We start from the raw sequence: 17,873 nt of genomic DNA, 5'->3' as shown, positions 1-17,873 counted from the left end.
ACGGCCCCTCAGAGGCGACAACTATCCTGACACAGGGGGATAGACGGAGACGATCTGAAAACAGCCTTGGATAAATCTTGCAACACATTAATCGCAAATCCACACGCAGGTGAGACCCTTGAAGCAATTCGTAAAGCTACCCAGTTGGCTTCTGACCCTAATATTTCGGCATGTCCAGAAACGGTTGAAAAGCTTGGTGGCGGCTGGGTAGGTGAAGAAGCTCTGGCTATCTCCATATACTGTTCTCTGGTCGCAAAAGAGGACTTTGCCCGTGGGGTTCTGCTGGCAGTTAATCACAGTGGAGACAGTGATAGCACAGGTGCCATCACAGGGAACATTCTAGGGGCTCTGCTTGGATCACAGCAGCTTCCGCTCAAGTGGTTGAATCAGCTGGAACTGAGAGATGTAATAGAACGAGTGGCTACGGATCTTTTCATCGGGTTCAGCCCTCAAAGACAATGGACTGATTCGTACCCCGGGTACTAAACACCCTCATCGTGGATGATGAGGTGAAATATCTGGCTCTTTTGGGGGAGACCTTGAGTGACGGGTGCTGGGGTAATTATTGACGCATCAAATTTGGAGAGGCAATGGCAATCGTTGTAGGTGACATACACGGCAATGTTGAAAAGGTTCAAGCGTTCCTAGAGTATCGGCCCGACCAAGAGCATATCGCGTTGGGCGACTATCTGGATTCTCCTTATGAGTCACTGCAGTGTCAACTGAGGGCGCTGCAGTTGCTGCTGGAAAGCCCAACGGTACTCCTGTGGGGAAACCATGATTTGCACTATTTAGTCCCGCCGCCGTTCCGCTGTAGTGGGTTTCAGTATCGGGAAACGGTGCTACAGGAGGTCATTGAGAAAAACCATAGGCGATTCGTGGCGGCCCACGTTGCAGATGGCTGGCTCTGCACCCACGCTGGGTGCAGCACAAAACTGACTCAAGGGCAACCAGCCGAACTGATTGCCGCAAGGATCAACGAAGCAATGAACGCCTGGCTCTACCGCGGGGAAAGGCACTGCATTTTTGATATAGGGATTGCCAGGGATGGGGCAGCGGCTCTGGGCGGATGCTTCTGGTTTGACCTGAGACAGGAAAAACTCTGGCTGTGCACGGAGATTCATCAGGTTTTCGGGCACACCTCATTTGAAAAACCGGAGGTGGCTGAGAAATACGTAGCGCTGAACACGGAGAGTAACAAGGAAACAGTCTTTTTGTTCGATACCCAGACGGGCCAAGTCGTCGCACTACCGTTACCGGAACGGCGGAGACGGTGCACTAGGTGCTTAATGCTGGTTGACTATGTTAACGAAGACGGAACCTGTACAGACTGCGGACGAGATGGAAGATGATTTAGCGGATCTGACCTCCATGGCTAGCATTTAACTCCCATGGAATCTGCCTGGATCTAGCACCGAAAAGATGATGCTCTTTATGGGAAGCTCTCTATGAAAGCCCAAGCACCTGATTCATAGTTGCATCTGCGACCCGGTAGCCGGAACCTGCGTGTTAATAGACTATCCTCTCTCCCGATTCGAAAACGATGTCAGGCGGCCACAGTGCGGTTGCCTTGCCTTCCGCAATCCGGACGGTGGAATCAACAATGCTCCCGAAGTCGTAGATGGCGATGCAGCTCAATAAAAGGTTTCTCTTCTCTTCGCTACCCTTATCCCTGAGGGGCGGTCTATCTTCCCTTTAAAATACTCCGGCAGGAACTGGCTACGCCAAAGATGGCGAAGACCTTGCTGTTGTTTTTCATAAATTGGCTCTTCTCGGGCAAGGTTTTTTGTGAGTTCTTTTTGGGTTTCTGTATGACACTGCATGCACCAGTAATCGTATAGTTTTACATCAATTCGATGGGCATTGTATTATAAAGTCTACAAATTGTCATACGGGCTTAACGTGTTGAAATCGGCAGGGGAACCTCCGCTTTGGTGTGGGGGGGGGAGACAGGCCATACCGCGCAGCGGTAGCATGATGTCTGATGTAGATTCGAGGCTTTTGGGTGTTGGTTTTCGGTTTTATGTTTTTGCCTCTCATGACTCTAACTCACGAACAACGAAGTTGTGAGGGAGCATAGCTTTTTTGCCTTAGATTTTCGCCTTTCCTGCCTTTCTCTGTTTTCACCTTCTCCACCGTCTTTTTTGCCTCTCTCATCCTGTCTCTCATCACCACCTCCCTCCCTCAACCAAGACCAACTCGCCCCACCTCTATTCCCATGAACGAGATGATTAATCGATTCCTCGATAATTGCCGACATCCAACCGCTGAGAGTGATCAGCCACTCGCGGATACTCGTTCAGCAACGAGGTGTCAATTTTGTCTGCCGGCCTAGGCATCCTCAATCATCAACCAGGATGACCTGGGACCCTACCGAAAAAGGAGCAACAAGAGAAATGAAAAGCAAACTTCAAAAGCTATTCCGTGAGGTCATCATCGGTATCATCAAAAACCACCTGATCCCTCTCTGCGATCCCGTCCATCTGGCCATGCTATGGCACTGGTTACAGGCCTGGTTTCAGACCTGGATGTAGCCCGCCTCCCGATCCGGCCGAAGGACTCACAGACCCGGGGAGCCACAGGAGCAACGCCCCCGGGATCAACGAGGGGAGACAAGAAGAGAGGAATCGGAGAACGGAAAAAGGGAAAGGACACAGGAAGAGGGAGCGCGGAAAAATTTCGGCCGCGGCCGTATGGTTCGTAGGGGGTCCGACAGGACCACCGGAGAACCATAGCTCTGAGGTTTTGGGGCGCGAGCGGAAGGGCGAACGCTACCGAGCCGTAGGCCGGCCCGCAGGCCGAGCGGAGGTGAGATGAGTGTGGAGCTCGAGGAGGACGGATCCGGAGCGCCGGGAGCGCGACGGGGAGGGAAAGGAAAGGAGGAGGTACGGAAGCGCCGGGGGGGATGGACGGCAGGAACGGCCACCGAGGAGGAAGAGGAGGAAGAGGAGGAAGAGGAGGAAGAGGAGGGACAGCGAGCTCGCAGTGAGCTGGGGGAAGCAGGGAAGGATGCGTGGATCTGTGGGAGGCTGGTGAAGGAGACCTGGTGCACCAGGTGAGGCTCAAAGAGCAGAACCAGAGGGCGAGGCCTTGGGCGGTGGTGCGACCAAGGCAGAGGACCTAGCCGGTGAGACGTCGGCAGCACCCGTGCGGCGGTCCCGGCGGAGATCACACCGGCGGAGACTGGGAGAAGCGAACCGACGACCGCTGAGGCGGCCGGAGCAGTGCCTTACGGCCGGATTTCGAGGCCAAGCCAGCACCTGGACCTCCCGAGCGCAAAAAAAGTCTGCGGCGCCTTCTAGTGCCTTACGAACACACCACAGGACAAGCCATGGCCGGTTCCTTGCGAACACAGAAAAGCGAGTGGGTGTAAGTCGGGAGAAGCGGGGGCTGGCACCTTACGATCGTACCCGTGGCGAGGCCAGCGGTGGCCAGCGGTGCCGGTGGCTACGTGAGGATCCGCGACATGCTCCGTGTGATGGCTGTGCTTTCGAAAAGGTCGGTGGACGTCGCGTCAACCGGCTCGTCGCCGAGTAATGTCCTGGTCTCGCTCTTTTTTGTAAAGCTGAATCAGCCACTCAACATTGCCGCCTCTGCTTCCAAAATGTTAGCCTCTGCCGGGTAAGCAAGGTAGTCGCTTATTCGCTCTTGGAGACTGAGCGCCCCCGCTGCGACAGCCTGCAAAAGATTTTTCCGCACACTCACCATCGGCGTGAACTTGCCGTGGAAATCACACCACACTCCATAGTCAGGCCTGCACCAACACTCTTTTTCAGTCGGGTACTTTTCAACGATCTCGGTATGCAGTCGCACCATCTCACTGCTTGGCTTCACCATCATTACCTCCGTTCGTCCTAGTTGCCGGGTTGTATCATGTTGGCCAGGGGTAAAGCCAGCATTCCTTCCTTCGAAAAGACCTGTGGGGGGTGGAGGATGCTCGGGAAGGAGGGTGGTGGCTGGCGGTCGAGAGAGGTGGCCCTGCGCGGGCAAGGCAAAATAGTGGGGTACAGGAGCCAGCCCGCCTATTTCAAATGCCTCAAAGGAAACCCCTTCGAATAGGGTACAAAGCTCAGATGATATAAATGCCTTAGTAGTCCTTGAAAAGCGCTTGGGGTACAAAGCTCAAACACCTTGGGGTACAAAGCTGAAATGCTGTAGGGTACAAAGCTCGAAAGAAGGGCACGATGCCTTTTGGTTAAAGACTTACCCCCTAAAAGAGACCGGAGTGGCCCAGCGTCTGGTTTTTGTGACGGTTGAGGGAATGAGCTAGGGGCATCAGAGAGAACTTCACATTCGTACACATTCGTTCACATCTGTACACATTCGTTCACATCCGTTCACATCTCCCCCCCCAATGACGCATTTGAACGCATTTGAACGCATTTGAGCGCATTTGAGCGCATTTGAGCGCATTTGAGCGCTTTCGCATACGCTGTCCAAAGGGAACATTTGCGCAAGTATTTATGCGCAAAAACTTTGGTCCTGATCCGGCACCGCAAAGGGCAGATTTGCTCTAGTGGTAGATTAAAGCCGTGGGTACCCTTCAAAAACAAAAGCCAAATCTGCTCTGGTGGTTAAGTGGTGAAAGCACCTTACTCCCGCGCCTGTCACTCCCCAAAAGCCAAATCCGCTCTAGTGGTAGATTAAAGCCGTGGGAACCCTCCGAAACCAAAAGGCAGATTAGCTCGGTTGTTTAAGTCTGCAGATACAAAAGGGTAGAAAAGCTCAGTAGGTAACGCCCCCTCTCCCATAGCCTGATCTTGCGTACGGTTGTGAACACTTGTGTAGACCGTTCACAAGTGGCCCTGCGCGGCCTCAGCCAAATAAACCGCCAAAGTGGGTGCGGTTGCAAGGGCAAGGGCTCTCGCGTTTACGCCTGCCCTACCTCCGTTGCCGGCTGAAAAAGCGTCCTGCAAGAAGGGGCCGAAGTGTACCGTGATATTAAAAACAAGCGGCAGCGTGAAGACCAGGCACTTCTACCAGCTATCAAAAAAGCCTTTCATGACAGCGACAAGACGTACGGTGCAGTACGAGTAGTCAAAGAGCTGCAAAAGCAACAACAGTACGTCGGAAAGAACCGCGTCTGGCGCCTGATGCGTGAAAATGATCTGCGAGTGAAGACTAAGCGGCGATTCAAAGTCACCACCAACTCAGATCACAAACGGCCTGTCGCGCCAAACCTTTTACAGCGGAACTTCTCTGCTCCAGCCCCTAATCAGGTTTGGACTGGTGACATCACGTATATCGAGACTGCTCAGGGCTGGTTGTACCTGGCAGTCGTGCTGGATCTCTTCTCCCGCCGGATCGTTGGCTGGAGCATGAGCGACCGAATGACAGACGACCTGGTTGTAACGGCTTTTGCCAATGCAGCGGTGAAGCGTCGGCCAGGAGCTGGCTTCATCTTCCACAGCGATCGCGGTTCGCAGTACTGCAGTAAGCGCTTCGGTGCCACGATTAGCAAAGCTGGCGGCATGCAAAGCATGAGCGGCACCGGATGCTGCTACGACAATGCTGTGACGGAGACATTCTTCTCGACGCTGAAGAGAGAGTTGGTTTACCACTGCTCCTTCAAAACCCGGCAGGAGGCGCAAAGTCGGATCTTTTGCTACATCGAAGGTTTTTACAATCGCAAGAGGCTACACTCTGCCATCGGCTATTGCTCCCCGGAAGAGTTCGAGCAGCAGGAGTTGAAGATGGCAGCATAAGGGTTTCTAACGTGTCCTCTATTGCGAAGATAGGCCAGACCTTCCATACGGCATCGAGACTCACCCCAAAGTAAGGATCTGACACCCGCGGATTACATGAACCGCTACACCGGAAACTCTATTTATGAAAGGGTTACTTGACGTGGAAGCTTACGCTCTTAGGGTGCAGTCTGTAGGAACTCTTTTAGACGACAAAAGCTCTTTTTGTTCGGCTTTGTCCTCCCCGTAAGCCATGCTTGGAGCTGCTCATAGTGGATGCCGACTTTGGCCCCTAGTTCCTTGTAGCTTAAGCCGCTGATTAGCTTATAGTAGGCCAGTTTGCCAAGGATATCGTCCTGGCAGCCAAAGGGGACGTAGCCGAGGAAGTCGATGATCTTCGGCATAAACCGCAACTCAGGCTGAACACCCCTCTCCCAGTTATATATGCTATCTTTTTGGACCCCAATCTTGTTTGCCGCCTCGCGCTGGAGGAGGCCAAGATCCATTCGCCTTTTTCTGATGTGTTCCCCTATTGTGTGCGGATTTTCAGGATAGCCAGCACGGAGTATACTTGTTCGCGGTACCGACAATTCCAGGGCAGGGAAAGGTTGGTATGAAAAGGTTGCCACACCCATGACGGTGCGGATACTTATTTTTCATGTCAGTTCCTCCTTGCAAAACTCTAAAAGAGATGTGCCTGAGGCGCGCTGACGGGGGTGGTGGCCAGAACTGTGACTTTGATATTCCCTCCCATCGACTCATCCATGATGATACTGCAAATCACGTTTGAGTCTTCCGGGATGGTTTCATGTATTACTCTGGCTGCGTCATCAAAATCATCCATCGTCATCATGTCGGAACCTCGGACACAGGCAAGGAATCCGGATTCAGCGCTACTTTTGAATCCTTGGGCCGACAAGCGGTCAAAAGCCCTCATGGCGGCGATCTGCGCCATTTTGACCGGAGCTACGCCTACACCCATGCATCCTAGCGTACCGGCCGTGAGTATGCTTTTGACATCGGCAAAATCGATGCAGATAAGCGAGGGGATTAGAATGATCTCCACGATGGTAGCAACCATGTGCCGCGTCGCGTACCAATCCCAGCCGCTCAGGTCGACCGCTATGTTTTCAGCCAGCTGTGGGAATGGGGGGAGCGCGAGGCGAGTAACGGGCCAGAGTGAAGAGAGCATTTTCATGTCCTGCAGCGGTGCACCGTAGGGGCTTACGCCGACTGTGAGCAAATTGGATTCTCGCGCTGCGGCACCGAGTGCCTCGAAAATAGGTCTGCAGGCGGGGTCGTCGAAGGCGCTGAGCAGAAACAACAGATGGCTGGTTCGCACCTGGGTCAACAGATCACCCAGATCCGTCCCTTTTCCGCTAGGATCGAAAATAACCTGATGGCAGGAGGTGTGCGGGGCGCCCTGGGAAATAATGGCGATAGAGGGCGCTACCGCTTTGCCTATGCCAACCACCAGGATTTTGCAGCATTCCTCACTGTCGAAGTCAAAAGGTACGGTGACCCTGCCCACCGGCTGAATAAGTATCCGTCCCATCACCCCGGGCATGATTACCGTAGACAGCAACCCGGTCCCCAGCACCTGCATAAACTCTCGACGTTTCATAATCCCTTCCTCCTGCCTTGATTAAAGCAGAAGGAAACGACACTCCTTGTCGCTAAGAGTCACGGGTACTTTACGGCCATCGCTTTGATTGTGCGGGCCAGCTCAGCTCGCAGCGTCTTGGGCCTGAGCACTTCTACCTGATCCCCGAAACCTAGAAGCCACCAGCGCAGTTGCGAGGTGTCATGCACCGTCGCGCTCACCTCGACTTCGTGGTCTGGGAGCTTTCGGATACTCTGATCTTCGGCGAGCGGGGTCTCCTCAAGGTGGTGGGCCGCATTTGCGGAGAAGCGGGCGACCACTTTTAGCTTTTCGTTCCCCTCAGGATAATCGAACTCCTTTTGTTCCTTCACATACACGGCAAGGTTGAAACCCTCTATCGGCCTAACCGGTTGGTCAAGCAGGGTTGCTGTCTCGATCCGATGCAGGGCCAGTTGCTTTACCTCATCATAATCCCAAAGCGTACAGACGAGGTAAGGGGTCTTGTTGACATAGACAAGTCCGAGCGGGTTCACCGTACAGTCGGTGAGAGGCGGGCCGCTACGCCGCTTGTAGTTCGCGCAAAAGCGGCGGTCGTAAAAGAGCGCCTCATGCACAGTTTCAAGGACATCCAGACTCACGACTGGCGGAATGAGAGGCTGTCCCCTCGATATGACCTGGACCTTATCCAGCCACGCCCGGTGCTTCACGGAGCCTTCCTTACGGAGGACTTTTCCGGCTTCCGTGAAATGGCGCTCGGCGGCGGCAAGACATGCTTGAGGGATAAGCGGTTGCATGAACTCTTGCATCAGTCGGAAGGCGAGAGCGGTGTGCAAATCTATGCCTGGAAGTAGCCTTACGGCGTTGTTCGCCCAACACCAACCCCTTGGCTTTTTTAAGTCGCCATCTATGGGGAAGTGTGCGCTTAATTTTTCCAAGTCACGTTGGATGGTTCTGAGCACCCGTGGATCGACACCTTGCTCGCCAAGCGCGCCCTGGATATCTACGGACGTCATTCTGCGCGGGTACGGTTTGAGCAGTGACAGTATCAGGAAATAGCGGACGAAAGTATCCATTGGACACCCCCCTTGCAGACAGTATCGGCTATGACGTAGCACTCTTTAACTATCTCTAAACAGTTGCGACGGTTGAGCCTCTTCTCATAACACATTTAAGCGACACAAACTGACGCTAGTCGGCAATATCGGCAATATCGGCAATACCGGCAATACCGGCAATACCGGCAATACCGGCAATACCGGCAATACCGGCAATACCGGCAATACCGGCAATACCGGCAATACCGGCAATACCGGCAATACCGGCGCAGGCAAAAGACTTTGTCCCTGTCTGAACTCGATCACCAAGCTCTCTTGTGTCTTTGGAGAAAGTTAGGACCCGAATGAGAAGTCTTGGTAAGGAATGGGGTGGGCATAAGGGTGGACAACATTCAGATATCCACCTTTAAGAATTTCTGCTGCTTTGCCGGCGATCTAAGGGGAGAGTGGTCTTCGAATGGTAATAATCTGGAACTGCTGACCTAATCCTCATTTTAATCTACTGACGTCTTACAAAATAGTCGTACCATCTCAAGAATTCTGTCTTGCTCTTTTGCGCTTAAGCTAAGAAATAAACGCACTAGCTCAGCTACCTTGGGGTGTTGTAAAAGCTCTTCGCTTTTACTCTCGTCGCTGACTCCAAGTAAGAAGTCTGTCGACGCACCTAACGCTTGAGCTAACTTTACAACAGCATCTGCGCTAGGCTTGCGTTCTCCAGCAAAAAAAAGAGTCATCGCTGATCTGGCGAGATCAGCCCTATCCGCCAATTCTGAAGACGTAAGACCTTTCCCCTCCATAAGCAGTTTAACCCGGTCCACAAAGACCTTGGCATCAACGACCTGTGAGCGCCGAGGTTTTTTCTTTTGTCCCTGATTCATACTTCACGGATATAGCAGGTGTAGGTGGATCCTTCCATCAAAAAAACTGCAGATCTCATTTTTATAGTTGAAATTTTAAATTATCAACTGTAGAATTTATATTTGTAAACTAAGCTGAAGCCACTGTATTGGAGGTAACTATGGAGAATGAGGTGCTTGCGTTGACTTATTGGGTGCAGGAGAACCTGTATGTGACGACAGAGTCATTCTCGAAGCGGATGGCGCTAAGGTGGTTCCGGCTTTTCCTCAGCAACCGGGAAGAGTTCTACCGGTTGGCACTCTATGGTTTCGTTTTGAGAAAGCAGCGGGATCTGGGCGCTGACCTGTTCCCAGAGGACGAATTTCACGATTTCTGTGAGGACTTCTTGCATAAACTGTCGCTTGCTCAACGTGGATTGGGGGAATTATATCCGGCTCCGATGTTTGCTAAATCTGAAAAAACAGAACAACCCCGGGCACTGCGTCGGAGGTTGCAGCTGTAACGAAGTACCAATATGCAGCGAGTGCAAGCAGAATCAGAGGCCGCGACACAAGGGAGGAGCTACATGGAGGGGCATGGCGGAAAATACTCGGTATCAACTAGCATCGACAGCATGGACCCGAAGTGGGACGCTGCAAGGCGTTACATGACTAGTAGCGGGTATTGGAGTCTGCATCTTTATTTATCTGAGAAAAGAATCACTGTGTGTAAGCAAGAACATATTCTGGTTTGGGAGAGATGGCATCGGAAGGAGGTTCCCAGGGGGTGGGTGATCCACCACATCAACGAGAATCCTAGCGATAATGACCCGTTGAATCTGATAGCGCTCCCGAAACGTCTGCATCGCGAACTGCACGTCCAGTTGAAACATCTTAAATCGCAGTGTTGCGGGTTCGACTATGCAATTCGCAGGCGGGACGTGACTAACGAATTTCTTTTACGTTCAACGCGGTTGGACGACCTCCGTCGTCAATGGCGCCTCGAGGAGAATTGATGAAAGGAGGATATGTGAAGGGGATAGAACCTTTAGATATCAGGTCGATTCGACAATCTCTGGATCTGACCATGAGCCAGATGGGGTATTTTATCGCGATTTATTCAAACGGTTTAGGCTGTGCTCCAATACCTTGCACGCGTATAAACGAGTGGGAGAGCGGAGTCCGGTCGATCCCAGATCATGTTTTTACATCTTCAGCAAAGCTGCTGGTCGATACATGGTCGGATGATCGGCACAGGGCGCCTGAGGATACAAAAGGAGAAGTCGATGCATATTACGGTAGCCTGCTGTCTCCGACACTTGGAGAGATATTCAGGCTCGAGATGCAGGTGCGGCGGCTCGATCATCTCGATCCTCAAGAAATCGCCCATCGGCTTGCAAACGTACGAAAGGCACAGCTTGAGCAGATAGAAAAACAGCTCAAGATAAAAACTGCTTATGTCTTTGCTTCGGAGCCTGGCCCTGACTGACGGCGCTGGCTAGTGGCACAGGGTAAAGCACCTATAAGGAGGCGAATGAGATGGCAGAGAGTGATAATGGAGTGCTACAAAACTTGATTGCCGGCAGAGTCTGGAAGACGCCGCCGACCTCAGAACAACCGAAGATAAACTTAGGCCGGTGGTCAGTACAAGAGACAGAAACAGGAGAACGATTCTTCGTAGGATACAACATCGACGATCGAGAAGGTCGGGTGAGTACCCCTATCAAAAGTTTCGACCCGATCACCTCGGACGGGATAACGAGGTCTGGTCGAGTTTATCATCTGGTTGGGCCTCCAGGATATGACGAGGATGGTGCCTGGGTATGGGCTTGTGTCTGTTCCGTCAGGGGCCTTACAGGTAAAGACGTATCAGATGAGTACTTAGCCCCCATAGCAGGATGTACAATGGAAGAAGATAAAGGCTGTGGTAGCCTCCATCGTAGCCCCACAAATGACCGTTAAACCATGGAGAATAGATGAAACTGATATTTTGTCCTTACTGCCGGGATGTCGTAAAACTGAGGCTTGATGGTTATCGCACTTGCTGCTGTGGCCGGTCTGGGGGGATGTACGTTGACCAGCTGAATGCAGTTATACGCGGTGATTCAATCCCCCTAGGATTCAGGAATGATGAATTTTTTTCAGCATTGAGGAATCGACCTGAAGAGGGACTTGGTAAAGAGTTTTCGGCTTTTGTTATTCCGGTAAAGTGCCCGACTGTTGAGGTGGCTCGCGAACCGGCAGTGGATACCACTGATAACCCATAAAATGAATCCTGGCGGTCTTCACGGAGTCAAGGCAGCGCATCATATCTCTGCGGTTACCTTTTGGCCTTAGAGACAAAGTGATATGTGATGGGACTCGAAAGTCCATTATGTGGCAGCCGTCTTGGTAGGTGGCAGCGGAGGGGCAATTGAAAGCAAGAGTTTATCTAAGTAGACGTAATCTTCTCACGCTGTTATCCAAGCTAGATCGTAAACTTGCTGGGCACAAAACAGAATGCACGTTGATCAAGAAAGACTATTCTCACCCGATGTACCCTCAGACCATGAAGTCTATTGAGGTCGTTGCGGTCGAGGATGAAGAGTATTACAGCATAAGGCCCCCAGGCGTAGTACATGGCGCAGACACGCCAAATCGTAGACTCGCATTAGCCATCCTGAAGCTTCATGGGCGGGAATACCTTAATCAACAAGAACTAGCAGTGGTCGAGGGGTTCCTTTCCAAGTATGGCCTTAAATGAAGTGAGGGCGGATGGGCAAATAGTACTAGATAGAGAAAAGCCCTGGCGATGAGCCGGGGCTTCGTTGCTAGGTGCGACCGTATCCTGACAACTTACCGGCGATCAAGAGATTCGCCCATGAAGTGCAAAAGCTCCTATTCAAGTGGCTTAATCGTCGTGGTAAACGTGGATGTCTCAATTGGGGGAGTTCTCTTGGATGTTGGCACGACAGATTTTCACACAAGATGCAGCTAAATTCAGCCCCCTTTTATGGGTAGCAGCCTCTGGGTAACCACCGCTCTGGCGGCTTTTCCTTCGTAAATCGCTTCGGTGCACCACGGTAACAGACGTTATTGCCTTCACCCGCTTCTTTTTTCACGGCGACGACGGCAGAGAACGCTCGTTGTGAAATTTCAGTCTATTGCGACAGTATTTGTCGCATAAGCGTGGTACTAGTTTTCCCATATGAAGATTCTTTCGAAAGATCACACAGAAGGAAAGAGCAACCTCATGGTGCCCAAGGGATACCGGTGCCCGCTATGCCCGGACCACCAGGACGATGAGGATGAGTTTGTCTGGAGCAAGCTACTGCAGGTTCCGATCTGCCATGCGTGTTCCTATGACATTGTTAACGGCTTTGAGGGGTGGAGAGATGCCCCTACACCTGAGCAATATAACCACGCAGACACCATTGACCGGATTCTCCAACTGACTGGATTCACCTTTCAGCAGGCGAAGTTCAAGTTCATGCTGCGACAACTCGAAGAGTGGTCGGGGGCAGTGCCTCAGGACATGACGGGGGTTGACCCCCGCAAGAAGACCGACTTGGAGCTGAAGGAATGGAATGCCATTTTGGACTTCCAGATGGCCCTGTTGCGGCAAAATACCTCACCGGCAGGAAACTGCCATGGGGTTCTGGACTGGCTAGACGTCACCATGGCTATGGCTGCTGTATTAAAGGACTGGGGCGCGCCTGATGGGCAGGAATGGCTGAAGGGCGCTTGGGAGAAAATCGTCGCTGCGGGCCAGGCCGATTATGGCGACGAACTGGAATACACCGCGGTAGCACTGAGACTGATAGCGATGTTTGACTTTTACCGCGAGTTCTGCGATTTTTTCGCCGACGGATATGGGATCCCCAGCGAGGAGAACGTAGCGCGGGCTTTGAAGGTCGAAAAGCAGAATGTCATGCTGCTTATCGGGATACACGGCAGCTACGACGAATTTTTTCGGAATCGTTTTTGGGAGCAGCTCTTTTTTGACGGAGCAGTTTCCTACCTTTGCGAGGAGAGTTTCTCGGGAGAAGTACAGACCACTCTTCTGAGGGGAGGCAGTTCAGCCAAGTGGCTTTTTGCCACTCTCTTAAGCAGCGTCGAGGCTCCAACCCCTGTATGGTGGCGGGAAGACTCTTTCGATCCCGCAGATGAAACCCGATTTGGTGATGACTGTTATGCCGAGCAAGTCTGCTGGTACCGGAGACTTTACAGCAGATGGCAGTCGGTATGCAAAGAGTATCACGATTCTAGCCACGCGACCGCCGAAACTGTCGAGGCCGCCGGTGAACAGTCGCTTCGTTCCGAGGTGCGGCGAGATGATGACACGAAAACAGGGGAGGCGCAGTGAGCGTACCGGTAGTGAAAGAGACTTGTCCCCAGGTGGGTGTCTTCTTCGTGGTGCAGGGCCGGGTCATCCTCGACACGGTTTCAGTGGCGCAGGGAGAACCCTATGGGGAAGCCATCGAACACGGCGGTCACCATGATTTCCACGAACAACTCACACCATCCACACCCAACGAGCGGATCTTCAAAGTCAGGCCTTACGACTATTTCCCGCGCGGCCGTGTGGTCTATTTCCCGGTGCCCAACACGTTCCGGCTTTATGCCGACCGGTGCCTTGGCCCTGACACCCTGCGACAGGTAGCAGAGCTATTCCATCTGGCTGGCCAAAACGTCGAACACGCATTCGACGAACACTATCAATGTGCACGTTGCAACCGCAATTATCTGCTGTAGTGCGACCGTCAATATATGAATGTGAGCAGCAGCGCATGCCACAAGACAACTTCAACAGGATAGACGCCATCGTCTCCTTGTCAGGAGCCGATATGGGCGAGGTGATGGAACAGGTGCTGGATGCCCTCTGGGACAGGGACCCCGAGGTGAGGCGCGCTGCCGTTTCCGTTCTTGCGTGCTCGTTCGATGACGCGCACGGCCACCTGCTGCTCTCGATGCTCGACGATGAGGATTTGGACCTAGTCAGGACCGCCGCCTACTTTCTTCTAAACGTCGAGGACGAAGACCTGCGTCTGAAGGCAATCAGGCTGCTCAGGTGGAGAAGGGAAGGCCTGCTGGTGCCGGTTTTCCTCAAGGCGCTCCGGAACGAATTGGCTTTTATCGGGAGAGAGGCGGCAGGAGCTCTGGTTGACCTGCAGGACCCGCAGGTAATCCTGCCGTTGCTAGAGCTGTTGGCCGAGCCGGAACCGGGGTGCAACGCCTTGGAAAACGCCGAACTGGTGTTGTCAAGTCTCCAGGCACCACTGTTGGTAGAAGCTTTGAACTCTCTGCTTGGTGACACGGTGGCGGGGGGGCGAGCTGCCCGCATTCTCGGTAAGCGGTCCGACCTTCAGTCGCGCGATGCGCTTCTTGATACACTCAATAATGGCGGCGGACAGGCCCGGATTCACGCAATGAGGGGGATCTCCATCAACCGGGACCACAGGGCGCTTAAACCGTTGTTCAGTTTCCTGCAGGGTGAAGATCCTTCGCTGCGGGCCGGAGCTATTTTTGCTGCAGAAAGCATCCTCCATTGTGGCACATTCCGTTTCAGAGGGGGGCGTCTGGGGACAGAAGAGGTTAGTGCGTTGATGCAAACGGCTCATGATGAGGACCTGCACGTAAGATCCTCCGCGTTAGCTGTTCTCGGACTCCTTCACGCAGGCGAGGCTGTTCCGATCCTTCTTAAGGCACTAACAGATCCTTCCTCGTATGTTGTGGTAGTTGCGGCCCAGGCTCTCGCCGGCATGGGGTGCATCAAAGCAGTCGTACCGCTGCTCAACCTGCTGGACTCGCACCACGGACAGATGACGGTATCCTTTATTCAATGCTTGGGTAATCTAGGTGATGCAGCTGCGGAAGAAAAGCTTCGGCTGTATCTGGATGACGAAGATTGGGATGTGCGGGTGGAGGCAGCGCGGTCGCTTTATAGGCTGGGAGCCGTGGATGTCTGGAACCGATTGGTGCAGGCTCTGGGCGAAGCGGAGCAAGACCAGTTTTATACCAGGGTGGAGGTAGCCGAGACGATCGCCGACTCCAACGATCCCCGTGCTGTAGAGGTACTTCTGGATACGCTCAAAATGCTGACATTGGAACACCCCTCCGATAACAGACTGCTGGTTTCTCTTATCTCCCTCCTGGGCAAAATGGGAGATCCCCGTGCCTTGGAACCGATAGGTAAATGGTGGAATTACCATTACGATGAAAGTGACGATTGGGATCGCGTGACGCTCAGCGGCCTGAAGCGGACTATAGTAAAGGCACTTCAGCGCCTAAAGAGAGCGTCTTGCAAAAAATAGCTGCATCTCCAACCAACGATAGTGCAAAAATTACCGGGCGTGCGGGGCTCCTGCTGCGACCCCATTCCATCCAGCTTCCATTTCAATCGTCCCGTCTTCCCCAAAGAAGAACCATAGTGACTGCCGCCTTATGGAGCCAAACCTTTTCTGCTGCTCTTCAGTGGTCACGACGTCTTTCCCCTTACAGAAAAAGAGCGCCAGGTCGTGCCGGTCGGGAAACCTTGTATAGGGCAGTCCGTTGTGTAGGCACGGGATGAAGGCCTGGGCATCGGCGTATTCGGGTTTAAGCTGCAGCCCCAGGCTGCCCTCCCATTTTTTCTGCGCGATGGCCTGGTGCACATTAGACGGCCCGGGGGCAACGAGACTGGCGGTATCAGCTCCAAAAAACATGAGGTAGCGCAGGTGATTGTAGTGTGCCTGCCGGAAAACGAAAGCATCAATCGTGGAGAGAATGGTTGAAATTTCCTCGATGCGGTCGTGAAGCGCCACGTGGACATAAATACAGACCGCCTTGAAACCGCGTATCTCGTCGTCGCCTAAAAATCCCTCAATTTTGCGGGAGGGGCGACACCCATCGATGTCGAAGGTTTTCATCTGCTTACGGACTTGCGCCGATACTGCCTTCAGGAATTTATTGTCCATGTGAGGCTCCCTGTTGTCCATTTTCCAGTCCACTACGGTAATACTTGATCCTGCATTCCAAGTCAATATGCCCACAGGTAAGCACAGCCAACTCCAGGGGCGCTGAATGCAAGATCCGTTACGAAACAACGATACCGCGGCTAAGCGACAGATAGTGACGTGTAATGCTGGTATCTTGAAAAAAAGGCGACGCGCTGAAGCGCTGGATAGTCCGTGACAAGATGACTATGAGTATGATAGGAAACTTCCCATGTGATTATTCCAGTAAAGGGGTGGAGGGAATATGACTGACCACAACCAGGACTTCCGTATGTTCGATGTCTACCTGGGTGTCCTGCGCAGAAAAGAGGACTTCTTTACCTATTTTCTGGCATCTTGCCTCGATTACTGTTACCGCACCCATCGCCCCGTGTTTCGCGACATCCTCACCATGACCTTCGGGGTAGAGGGGGTGACAGACGATTTCTGCCTCCTGTCTCCAAAGGAAGCCTCCCCTTATTTCGCGGCCGAACTGCGCCTGCACGAGCAGTACGCCGACTCGCCCATCATGCGCGAGTTCCCGCTTCCCGCTAAGGAGGGGCGCACCTACTACCTGGACCTGGCGTTCTTGGTCCAGACTTCTGCCGGTTCCCTGCCATTGTTTGTCGGCATCGAGGGGAAGGTCTTCGATACCAGCGTAAAGCCGGGGCAGATGGCGCGCTACTGGAACTCGCTCAACACGATAATCCGCCAGCCACAGTCCCCGGCTAGGAGGTTTCTCCTCCTTTCCACCCTGGGCGTCGGGAGCCTTGCAGAGGCTGAGGTTGTGGAGACCCGAAAGAGCTTTCCCGACACCGGCCTCATCGTGTGGGAAGAATTCGCTCCTCATTTTGAAAAGATCCAGGACGACTACTTCCAGCGCGCCTGGCGCGACGCCTACCATCAGCTGCAGCAAAATGCCGAATCGGACCGGTGCCAAGAAATGAAGGAGCCTGTGCCGATGTACGGTCTGGCCAAGTATCTGAACGACGAGGAGCATTTCGACGTGCTCAGCCGCCTGAGCTGTGATGCCAGCGACCCGGAGGCGGTGCGGAATAGGAGAGGGGAGGAGGTGGACCTTTTCCTGTCCAGGTTTAGTGAACAGGAACTGGAGGATCTGTGCGACTGGTTCATTGCGCTCTTTGGGCGTGCCAAGAACATGACGCCGCGGCTGTCTGGAGACGATGGCCTCGACCTCAAGCCTCTGCTTCGCGCCAAGCTCGAGGCAGAAGAGAGTGAAGACCGGTGTGGCGCGCTGGCAGAGGAGCTGTTCCAGATCGCCGAGCGTGACGGACTTCCGGGCTTCATCACCGGGCAGCTCTCCCAGGTTGCGGCGCTGGCCCGGCAGCATCAGCATGCGTCGTTGAGGGGAAAGGTCATCGAGCGATTCGTGGCATCTGCCAAGGAGGGAACGCGTAGTTTTTACCGGCGTCTACTCTCCGCCCCCCAGTTGCTCGACGTCGTTAAGCTGAAGAGCGATGCCACTTCCGAGCTCAACGATTTGGGGCTCAGGGTGCGACTGAAGGAAAAGGTCGGGGAGAAGCCACTGGATATCTCAGTGGCTACGCTGTGCAAGGACAGAATCATTCTACGCATGTTGAAGTAAAGGTCCAAGGAGACCCAAGATGTCCACGCCTCTCAACATCGACGCGACACTACACTTTTTCCTCTTCCCTGACAGGACCTCCGCCCGCGCGGCACGGCGAGCAGTTGCTGAGCGCGGCGGCGCTGCGGGGCTCGTC

Annotated in this window: 21 protein-coding genes; 14 read left to right on the top strand and 7 right to left on the bottom strand. The window is 53.3% G+C overall.

What is annotated here, in order from left to right; translation table 11 throughout:
* Positions 1 to 39: 39 nt before the first annotated feature.
* The 4 genes from GEOBRER4_RS13695 (at position 40) to GEOBRER4_RS13680 (ending at position 3,059) form a co-directional block, all read left to right on the top strand.
* Positions 40 to 486: an ADP-ribosylglycohydrolase family protein gene (locus GEOBRER4_RS13695; RefSeq protein WP_185245334.1), complete on the top strand. Its 447-nt coding sequence runs from the start codon at positions 40 to 42 to the stop codon at positions 484 to 486.
* Between the two features lie 104 nt (positions 487 to 590).
* Positions 591 to 1,352 carry a metallophosphoesterase gene (locus GEOBRER4_RS13690; RefSeq protein ID WP_185242775.1) on the top strand — a complete coding sequence of 254 codons (762 nt, stop codon included), beginning with the start codon at positions 591 to 593 and terminating at the stop codon, positions 1,350 to 1,352.
* 1,044 nt (positions 1,353 to 2,396) lie between these two features.
* Positions 2,397 to 2,534: a hypothetical protein gene (locus tag GEOBRER4_RS13685; protein WP_185242774.1), complete on the top strand. Its 138-nt coding sequence runs from the start codon at positions 2,397 to 2,399 to the stop codon at positions 2,532 to 2,534.
* Between the two features lie 279 nt (positions 2,535 to 2,813).
* Positions 2,814 to 3,059, top strand: coding sequence for a hypothetical protein (locus GEOBRER4_RS13680; protein WP_185242773.1), 246 nt, complete (start codon positions 2,814 to 2,816; stop codon positions 3,057 to 3,059).
* A 511-nt stretch (positions 3,060 to 3,570) separates the two neighbouring features.
* On the opposite strand, the gene GEOBRER4_RS13675 is transcribed toward GEOBRER4_RS13680, so the two are convergent.
* Positions 3,571 to 3,837, bottom strand: coding sequence for a hypothetical protein (locus tag GEOBRER4_RS13675; RefSeq protein WP_185242772.1), 267 nt, complete (start codon positions 3,835 to 3,837; stop codon positions 3,571 to 3,573).
* Between the two features lie 1,091 nt (positions 3,838 to 4,928).
* Between GEOBRER4_RS13675 and GEOBRER4_RS13670 the strand changes: the two genes are divergently transcribed.
* Positions 4,929 to 5,705 (top strand): IS3 family transposase, encoded by a 777-nt coding sequence (locus GEOBRER4_RS13670; RefSeq protein WP_185242771.1) that lies wholly within the window; start codon positions 4,929 to 4,931, stop codon positions 5,703 to 5,705.
* 158 nt (positions 5,706 to 5,863) lie between these two features.
* Here GEOBRER4_RS13670 and GEOBRER4_RS13665 read toward each other — a convergent pair whose 3' ends face one another.
* The 5 genes from GEOBRER4_RS13665 to GEOBRER4_RS20400 all read right to left on the bottom strand — a co-directional run bounded on the left by GEOBRER4_RS13665 (position 5,864) and on the right by GEOBRER4_RS20400 (position 9,220).
* Complete coding sequence (locus GEOBRER4_RS13665; protein ID WP_264177085.1) at positions 5,864 to 6,319, bottom strand: helix-turn-helix transcriptional regulator; 456 nt, start codon at positions 6,317 to 6,319, stop codon at positions 5,864 to 5,866.
* Positions 6,320 to 6,366: 47 nt separating this feature from the next.
* Positions 6,367 to 7,308 carry an FtsZ/tubulin family protein gene (locus GEOBRER4_RS13660; protein WP_185242769.1) on the bottom strand — a complete coding sequence of 314 codons (942 nt, stop codon included), beginning with the start codon at positions 7,306 to 7,308 and terminating at the stop codon, positions 6,367 to 6,369.
* A gap of 59 nt (positions 7,309 to 7,367) precedes the next feature.
* Positions 7,368 to 8,360, bottom strand: coding sequence for a helix-turn-helix transcriptional regulator (locus tag GEOBRER4_RS13655; protein ID WP_185242768.1), 993 nt, complete (start codon positions 8,358 to 8,360; stop codon positions 7,368 to 7,370).
* 84 nt (positions 8,361 to 8,444) lie between these two features.
* The gene (locus tag GEOBRER4_RS20120; RefSeq protein ID WP_226377789.1) at positions 8,445 to 8,648 is read right to left on the bottom strand and encodes a hypothetical protein; all 204 of its coding nucleotides are present in this window, start codon (positions 8,646 to 8,648) and stop codon (positions 8,445 to 8,447) included.
* 188 nt (positions 8,649 to 8,836) lie between these two features.
* On the bottom strand, positions 8,837 to 9,220 hold the full coding sequence (locus GEOBRER4_RS20400; RefSeq protein ID WP_185242767.1) for a helix-turn-helix domain-containing protein: 384 nt from the start codon (positions 9,218 to 9,220) through the stop codon (positions 8,837 to 8,839).
* A 140-nt stretch (positions 9,221 to 9,360) separates the two neighbouring features.
* Between GEOBRER4_RS20400 and GEOBRER4_RS13640 the strand changes: the two genes are divergently transcribed.
* The 8 genes from GEOBRER4_RS13640 (at position 9,361) to GEOBRER4_RS13605 (ending at position 15,471) form a co-directional block, all read left to right on the top strand.
* Positions 9,361 to 9,702 carry a hypothetical protein gene (locus tag GEOBRER4_RS13640; protein WP_185242766.1) on the top strand — a complete coding sequence of 114 codons (342 nt, stop codon included), beginning with the start codon at positions 9,361 to 9,363 and terminating at the stop codon, positions 9,700 to 9,702.
* 12 nt (positions 9,703 to 9,714) lie between these two features.
* Entirely contained in the window at positions 9,715 to 10,194 is a 480-nt protein-coding gene (locus GEOBRER4_RS20395) for an HNH endonuclease signature motif containing protein (RefSeq protein WP_404813843.1), read from the top strand.
* Positions 10,194 to 10,667 (top strand): hypothetical protein, encoded by a 474-nt coding sequence (locus GEOBRER4_RS13630; RefSeq protein WP_185242764.1) that lies wholly within the window; start codon positions 10,194 to 10,196, stop codon positions 10,665 to 10,667. Before GEOBRER4_RS20395 ends, GEOBRER4_RS13630 begins: the two co-directional genes overlap by 1 nt.
* A gap of 487 nt (positions 10,668 to 11,154) precedes the next feature.
* On the top strand, positions 11,155 to 11,445 hold the full coding sequence (locus GEOBRER4_RS13625) for a hypothetical protein (RefSeq protein WP_185242763.1): 291 nt from the start codon (positions 11,155 to 11,157) through the stop codon (positions 11,443 to 11,445).
* A gap of 239 nt (positions 11,446 to 11,684) precedes the next feature.
* Entirely contained in the window at positions 11,685 to 11,921 is a 237-nt protein-coding gene (locus tag GEOBRER4_RS13620; protein ID WP_185242762.1) for a hypothetical protein, read from the top strand.
* 444 nt (positions 11,922 to 12,365) lie between these two features.
* A complete protein-coding gene (locus tag GEOBRER4_RS13615) occupies positions 12,366 to 13,523 on the top strand; it encodes a hypothetical protein (RefSeq protein ID WP_185242761.1) in 1,158 nt (385 codons plus the stop codon).
* Positions 13,520 to 13,912, top strand: a complete 393-nt coding sequence (locus GEOBRER4_RS13610; RefSeq protein ID WP_185242760.1) for a hypothetical protein — start codon at positions 13,520 to 13,522, stop codon at positions 13,910 to 13,912. The genes GEOBRER4_RS13615 and GEOBRER4_RS13610 overlap by 4 nt, the downstream gene beginning before the upstream one ends.
* Before the next feature lie 35 nt (positions 13,913 to 13,947).
* A complete protein-coding gene (locus tag GEOBRER4_RS13605) occupies positions 13,948 to 15,471 on the top strand; it encodes a HEAT repeat domain-containing protein (RefSeq protein ID WP_185242759.1) in 1,524 nt (507 codons plus the stop codon).
* A gap of 30 nt (positions 15,472 to 15,501) precedes the next feature.
* On the opposite strand, the gene GEOBRER4_RS13600 is transcribed toward GEOBRER4_RS13605, so the two are convergent.
* Positions 15,502 to 16,113 (bottom strand): hypothetical protein, encoded by a 612-nt coding sequence (locus GEOBRER4_RS13600; protein WP_185242758.1) that lies wholly within the window; start codon positions 16,111 to 16,113, stop codon positions 15,502 to 15,504.
* A 283-nt stretch (positions 16,114 to 16,396) separates the two neighbouring features.
* Here GEOBRER4_RS13600 and GEOBRER4_RS13595 point away from each other — a divergent pair, with 283 nt between their 5' ends.
* Entirely contained in the window at positions 16,397 to 17,737 is a 1,341-nt protein-coding gene (locus GEOBRER4_RS13595) for a hypothetical protein (RefSeq protein ID WP_185242757.1), read from the top strand.
* The last annotated feature ends 136 nt before the right edge of the window (positions 17,738 to 17,873 follow it).

Origin of the sequence: Citrifermentans bremense, assembly GCF_014218275.1 — a bacterium.
Lineage (GTDB): Bacteria > Desulfobacterota > Desulfuromonadia > Geobacterales > Geobacteraceae > Geomonas > Geomonas pelophila.
Note: the sequence above shows the minus strand (reverse complement) of the source record. Positions and strands in the feature narration are given on the sequence as shown.

Excerpts from the sequence above, each read along its gene's own strand:
- GEOBRER4_RS13690 (WP_185242775.1), top strand. The coding sequence starts at position 591 with ATGGCAATCGTTGTAGGTGACATACACGGCAATGTTGAAAAGGTTCAA.
- GEOBRER4_RS13685 (WP_185242774.1), top strand. The coding sequence starts at position 2,397 with ATGAAAAGCAAACTTCAAAAGCTATTCCGTGAGGTCATCATCGGTATC.
- GEOBRER4_RS13680 (WP_185242773.1), top strand. The coding sequence starts at position 2,814 with ATGAGTGTGGAGCTCGAGGAGGACGGATCCGGAGCGCCGGGAGCGCGA.
- GEOBRER4_RS13675 (WP_185242772.1), bottom strand. The coding sequence starts at position 3,837 with ATGGTGAAGCCAAGCAGTGAGATGGTGCGACTGCATACCGAGATCGTT.
- GEOBRER4_RS13665 (WP_264177085.1), bottom strand. The coding sequence starts at position 6,319 with ATGGGTGTGGCAACCTTTTCATACCAACCTTTCCCTGCCCTGGAATTG.
- GEOBRER4_RS13660 (WP_185242769.1), bottom strand. The coding sequence starts at position 7,308 with ATGAAACGTCGAGAGTTTATGCAGGTGCTGGGGACCGGGTTGCTGTCT.
- GEOBRER4_RS13655 (WP_185242768.1), bottom strand. The coding sequence starts at position 8,360 with ATGGATACTTTCGTCCGCTATTTCCTGATACTGTCACTGCTCAAACCG.
- GEOBRER4_RS20400 (WP_185242767.1), bottom strand. The coding sequence starts at position 9,220 with ATGAATCAGGGACAAAAGAAAAAACCTCGGCGCTCACAGGTCGTTGAT.
- GEOBRER4_RS13640 (WP_185242766.1), top strand. The coding sequence starts at position 9,361 with ATGGAGAATGAGGTGCTTGCGTTGACTTATTGGGTGCAGGAGAACCTG.
- GEOBRER4_RS20395 (WP_404813843.1), top strand. The coding sequence starts at position 9,715 with ATGCAGCGAGTGCAAGCAGAATCAGAGGCCGCGACACAAGGGAGGAGC.
- GEOBRER4_RS13630 (WP_185242764.1), top strand. The coding sequence starts at position 10,194 with ATGAAAGGAGGATATGTGAAGGGGATAGAACCTTTAGATATCAGGTCG.
- GEOBRER4_RS13625 (WP_185242763.1), top strand. The coding sequence starts at position 11,155 with ATGAAACTGATATTTTGTCCTTACTGCCGGGATGTCGTAAAACTGAGG.
- GEOBRER4_RS13615 (WP_185242761.1), top strand. The coding sequence starts at position 12,366 with ATGAAGATTCTTTCGAAAGATCACACAGAAGGAAAGAGCAACCTCATG.
- GEOBRER4_RS13605 (WP_185242759.1), top strand. The coding sequence starts at position 13,948 with ATGCCACAAGACAACTTCAACAGGATAGACGCCATCGTCTCCTTGTCA.
- GEOBRER4_RS13600 (WP_185242758.1), bottom strand. The coding sequence starts at position 16,113 with ATGGACAATAAATTCCTGAAGGCAGTATCGGCGCAAGTCCGTAAGCAG.
- GEOBRER4_RS13595 (WP_185242757.1), top strand. The coding sequence starts at position 16,397 with ATGACTGACCACAACCAGGACTTCCGTATGTTCGATGTCTACCTGGGT.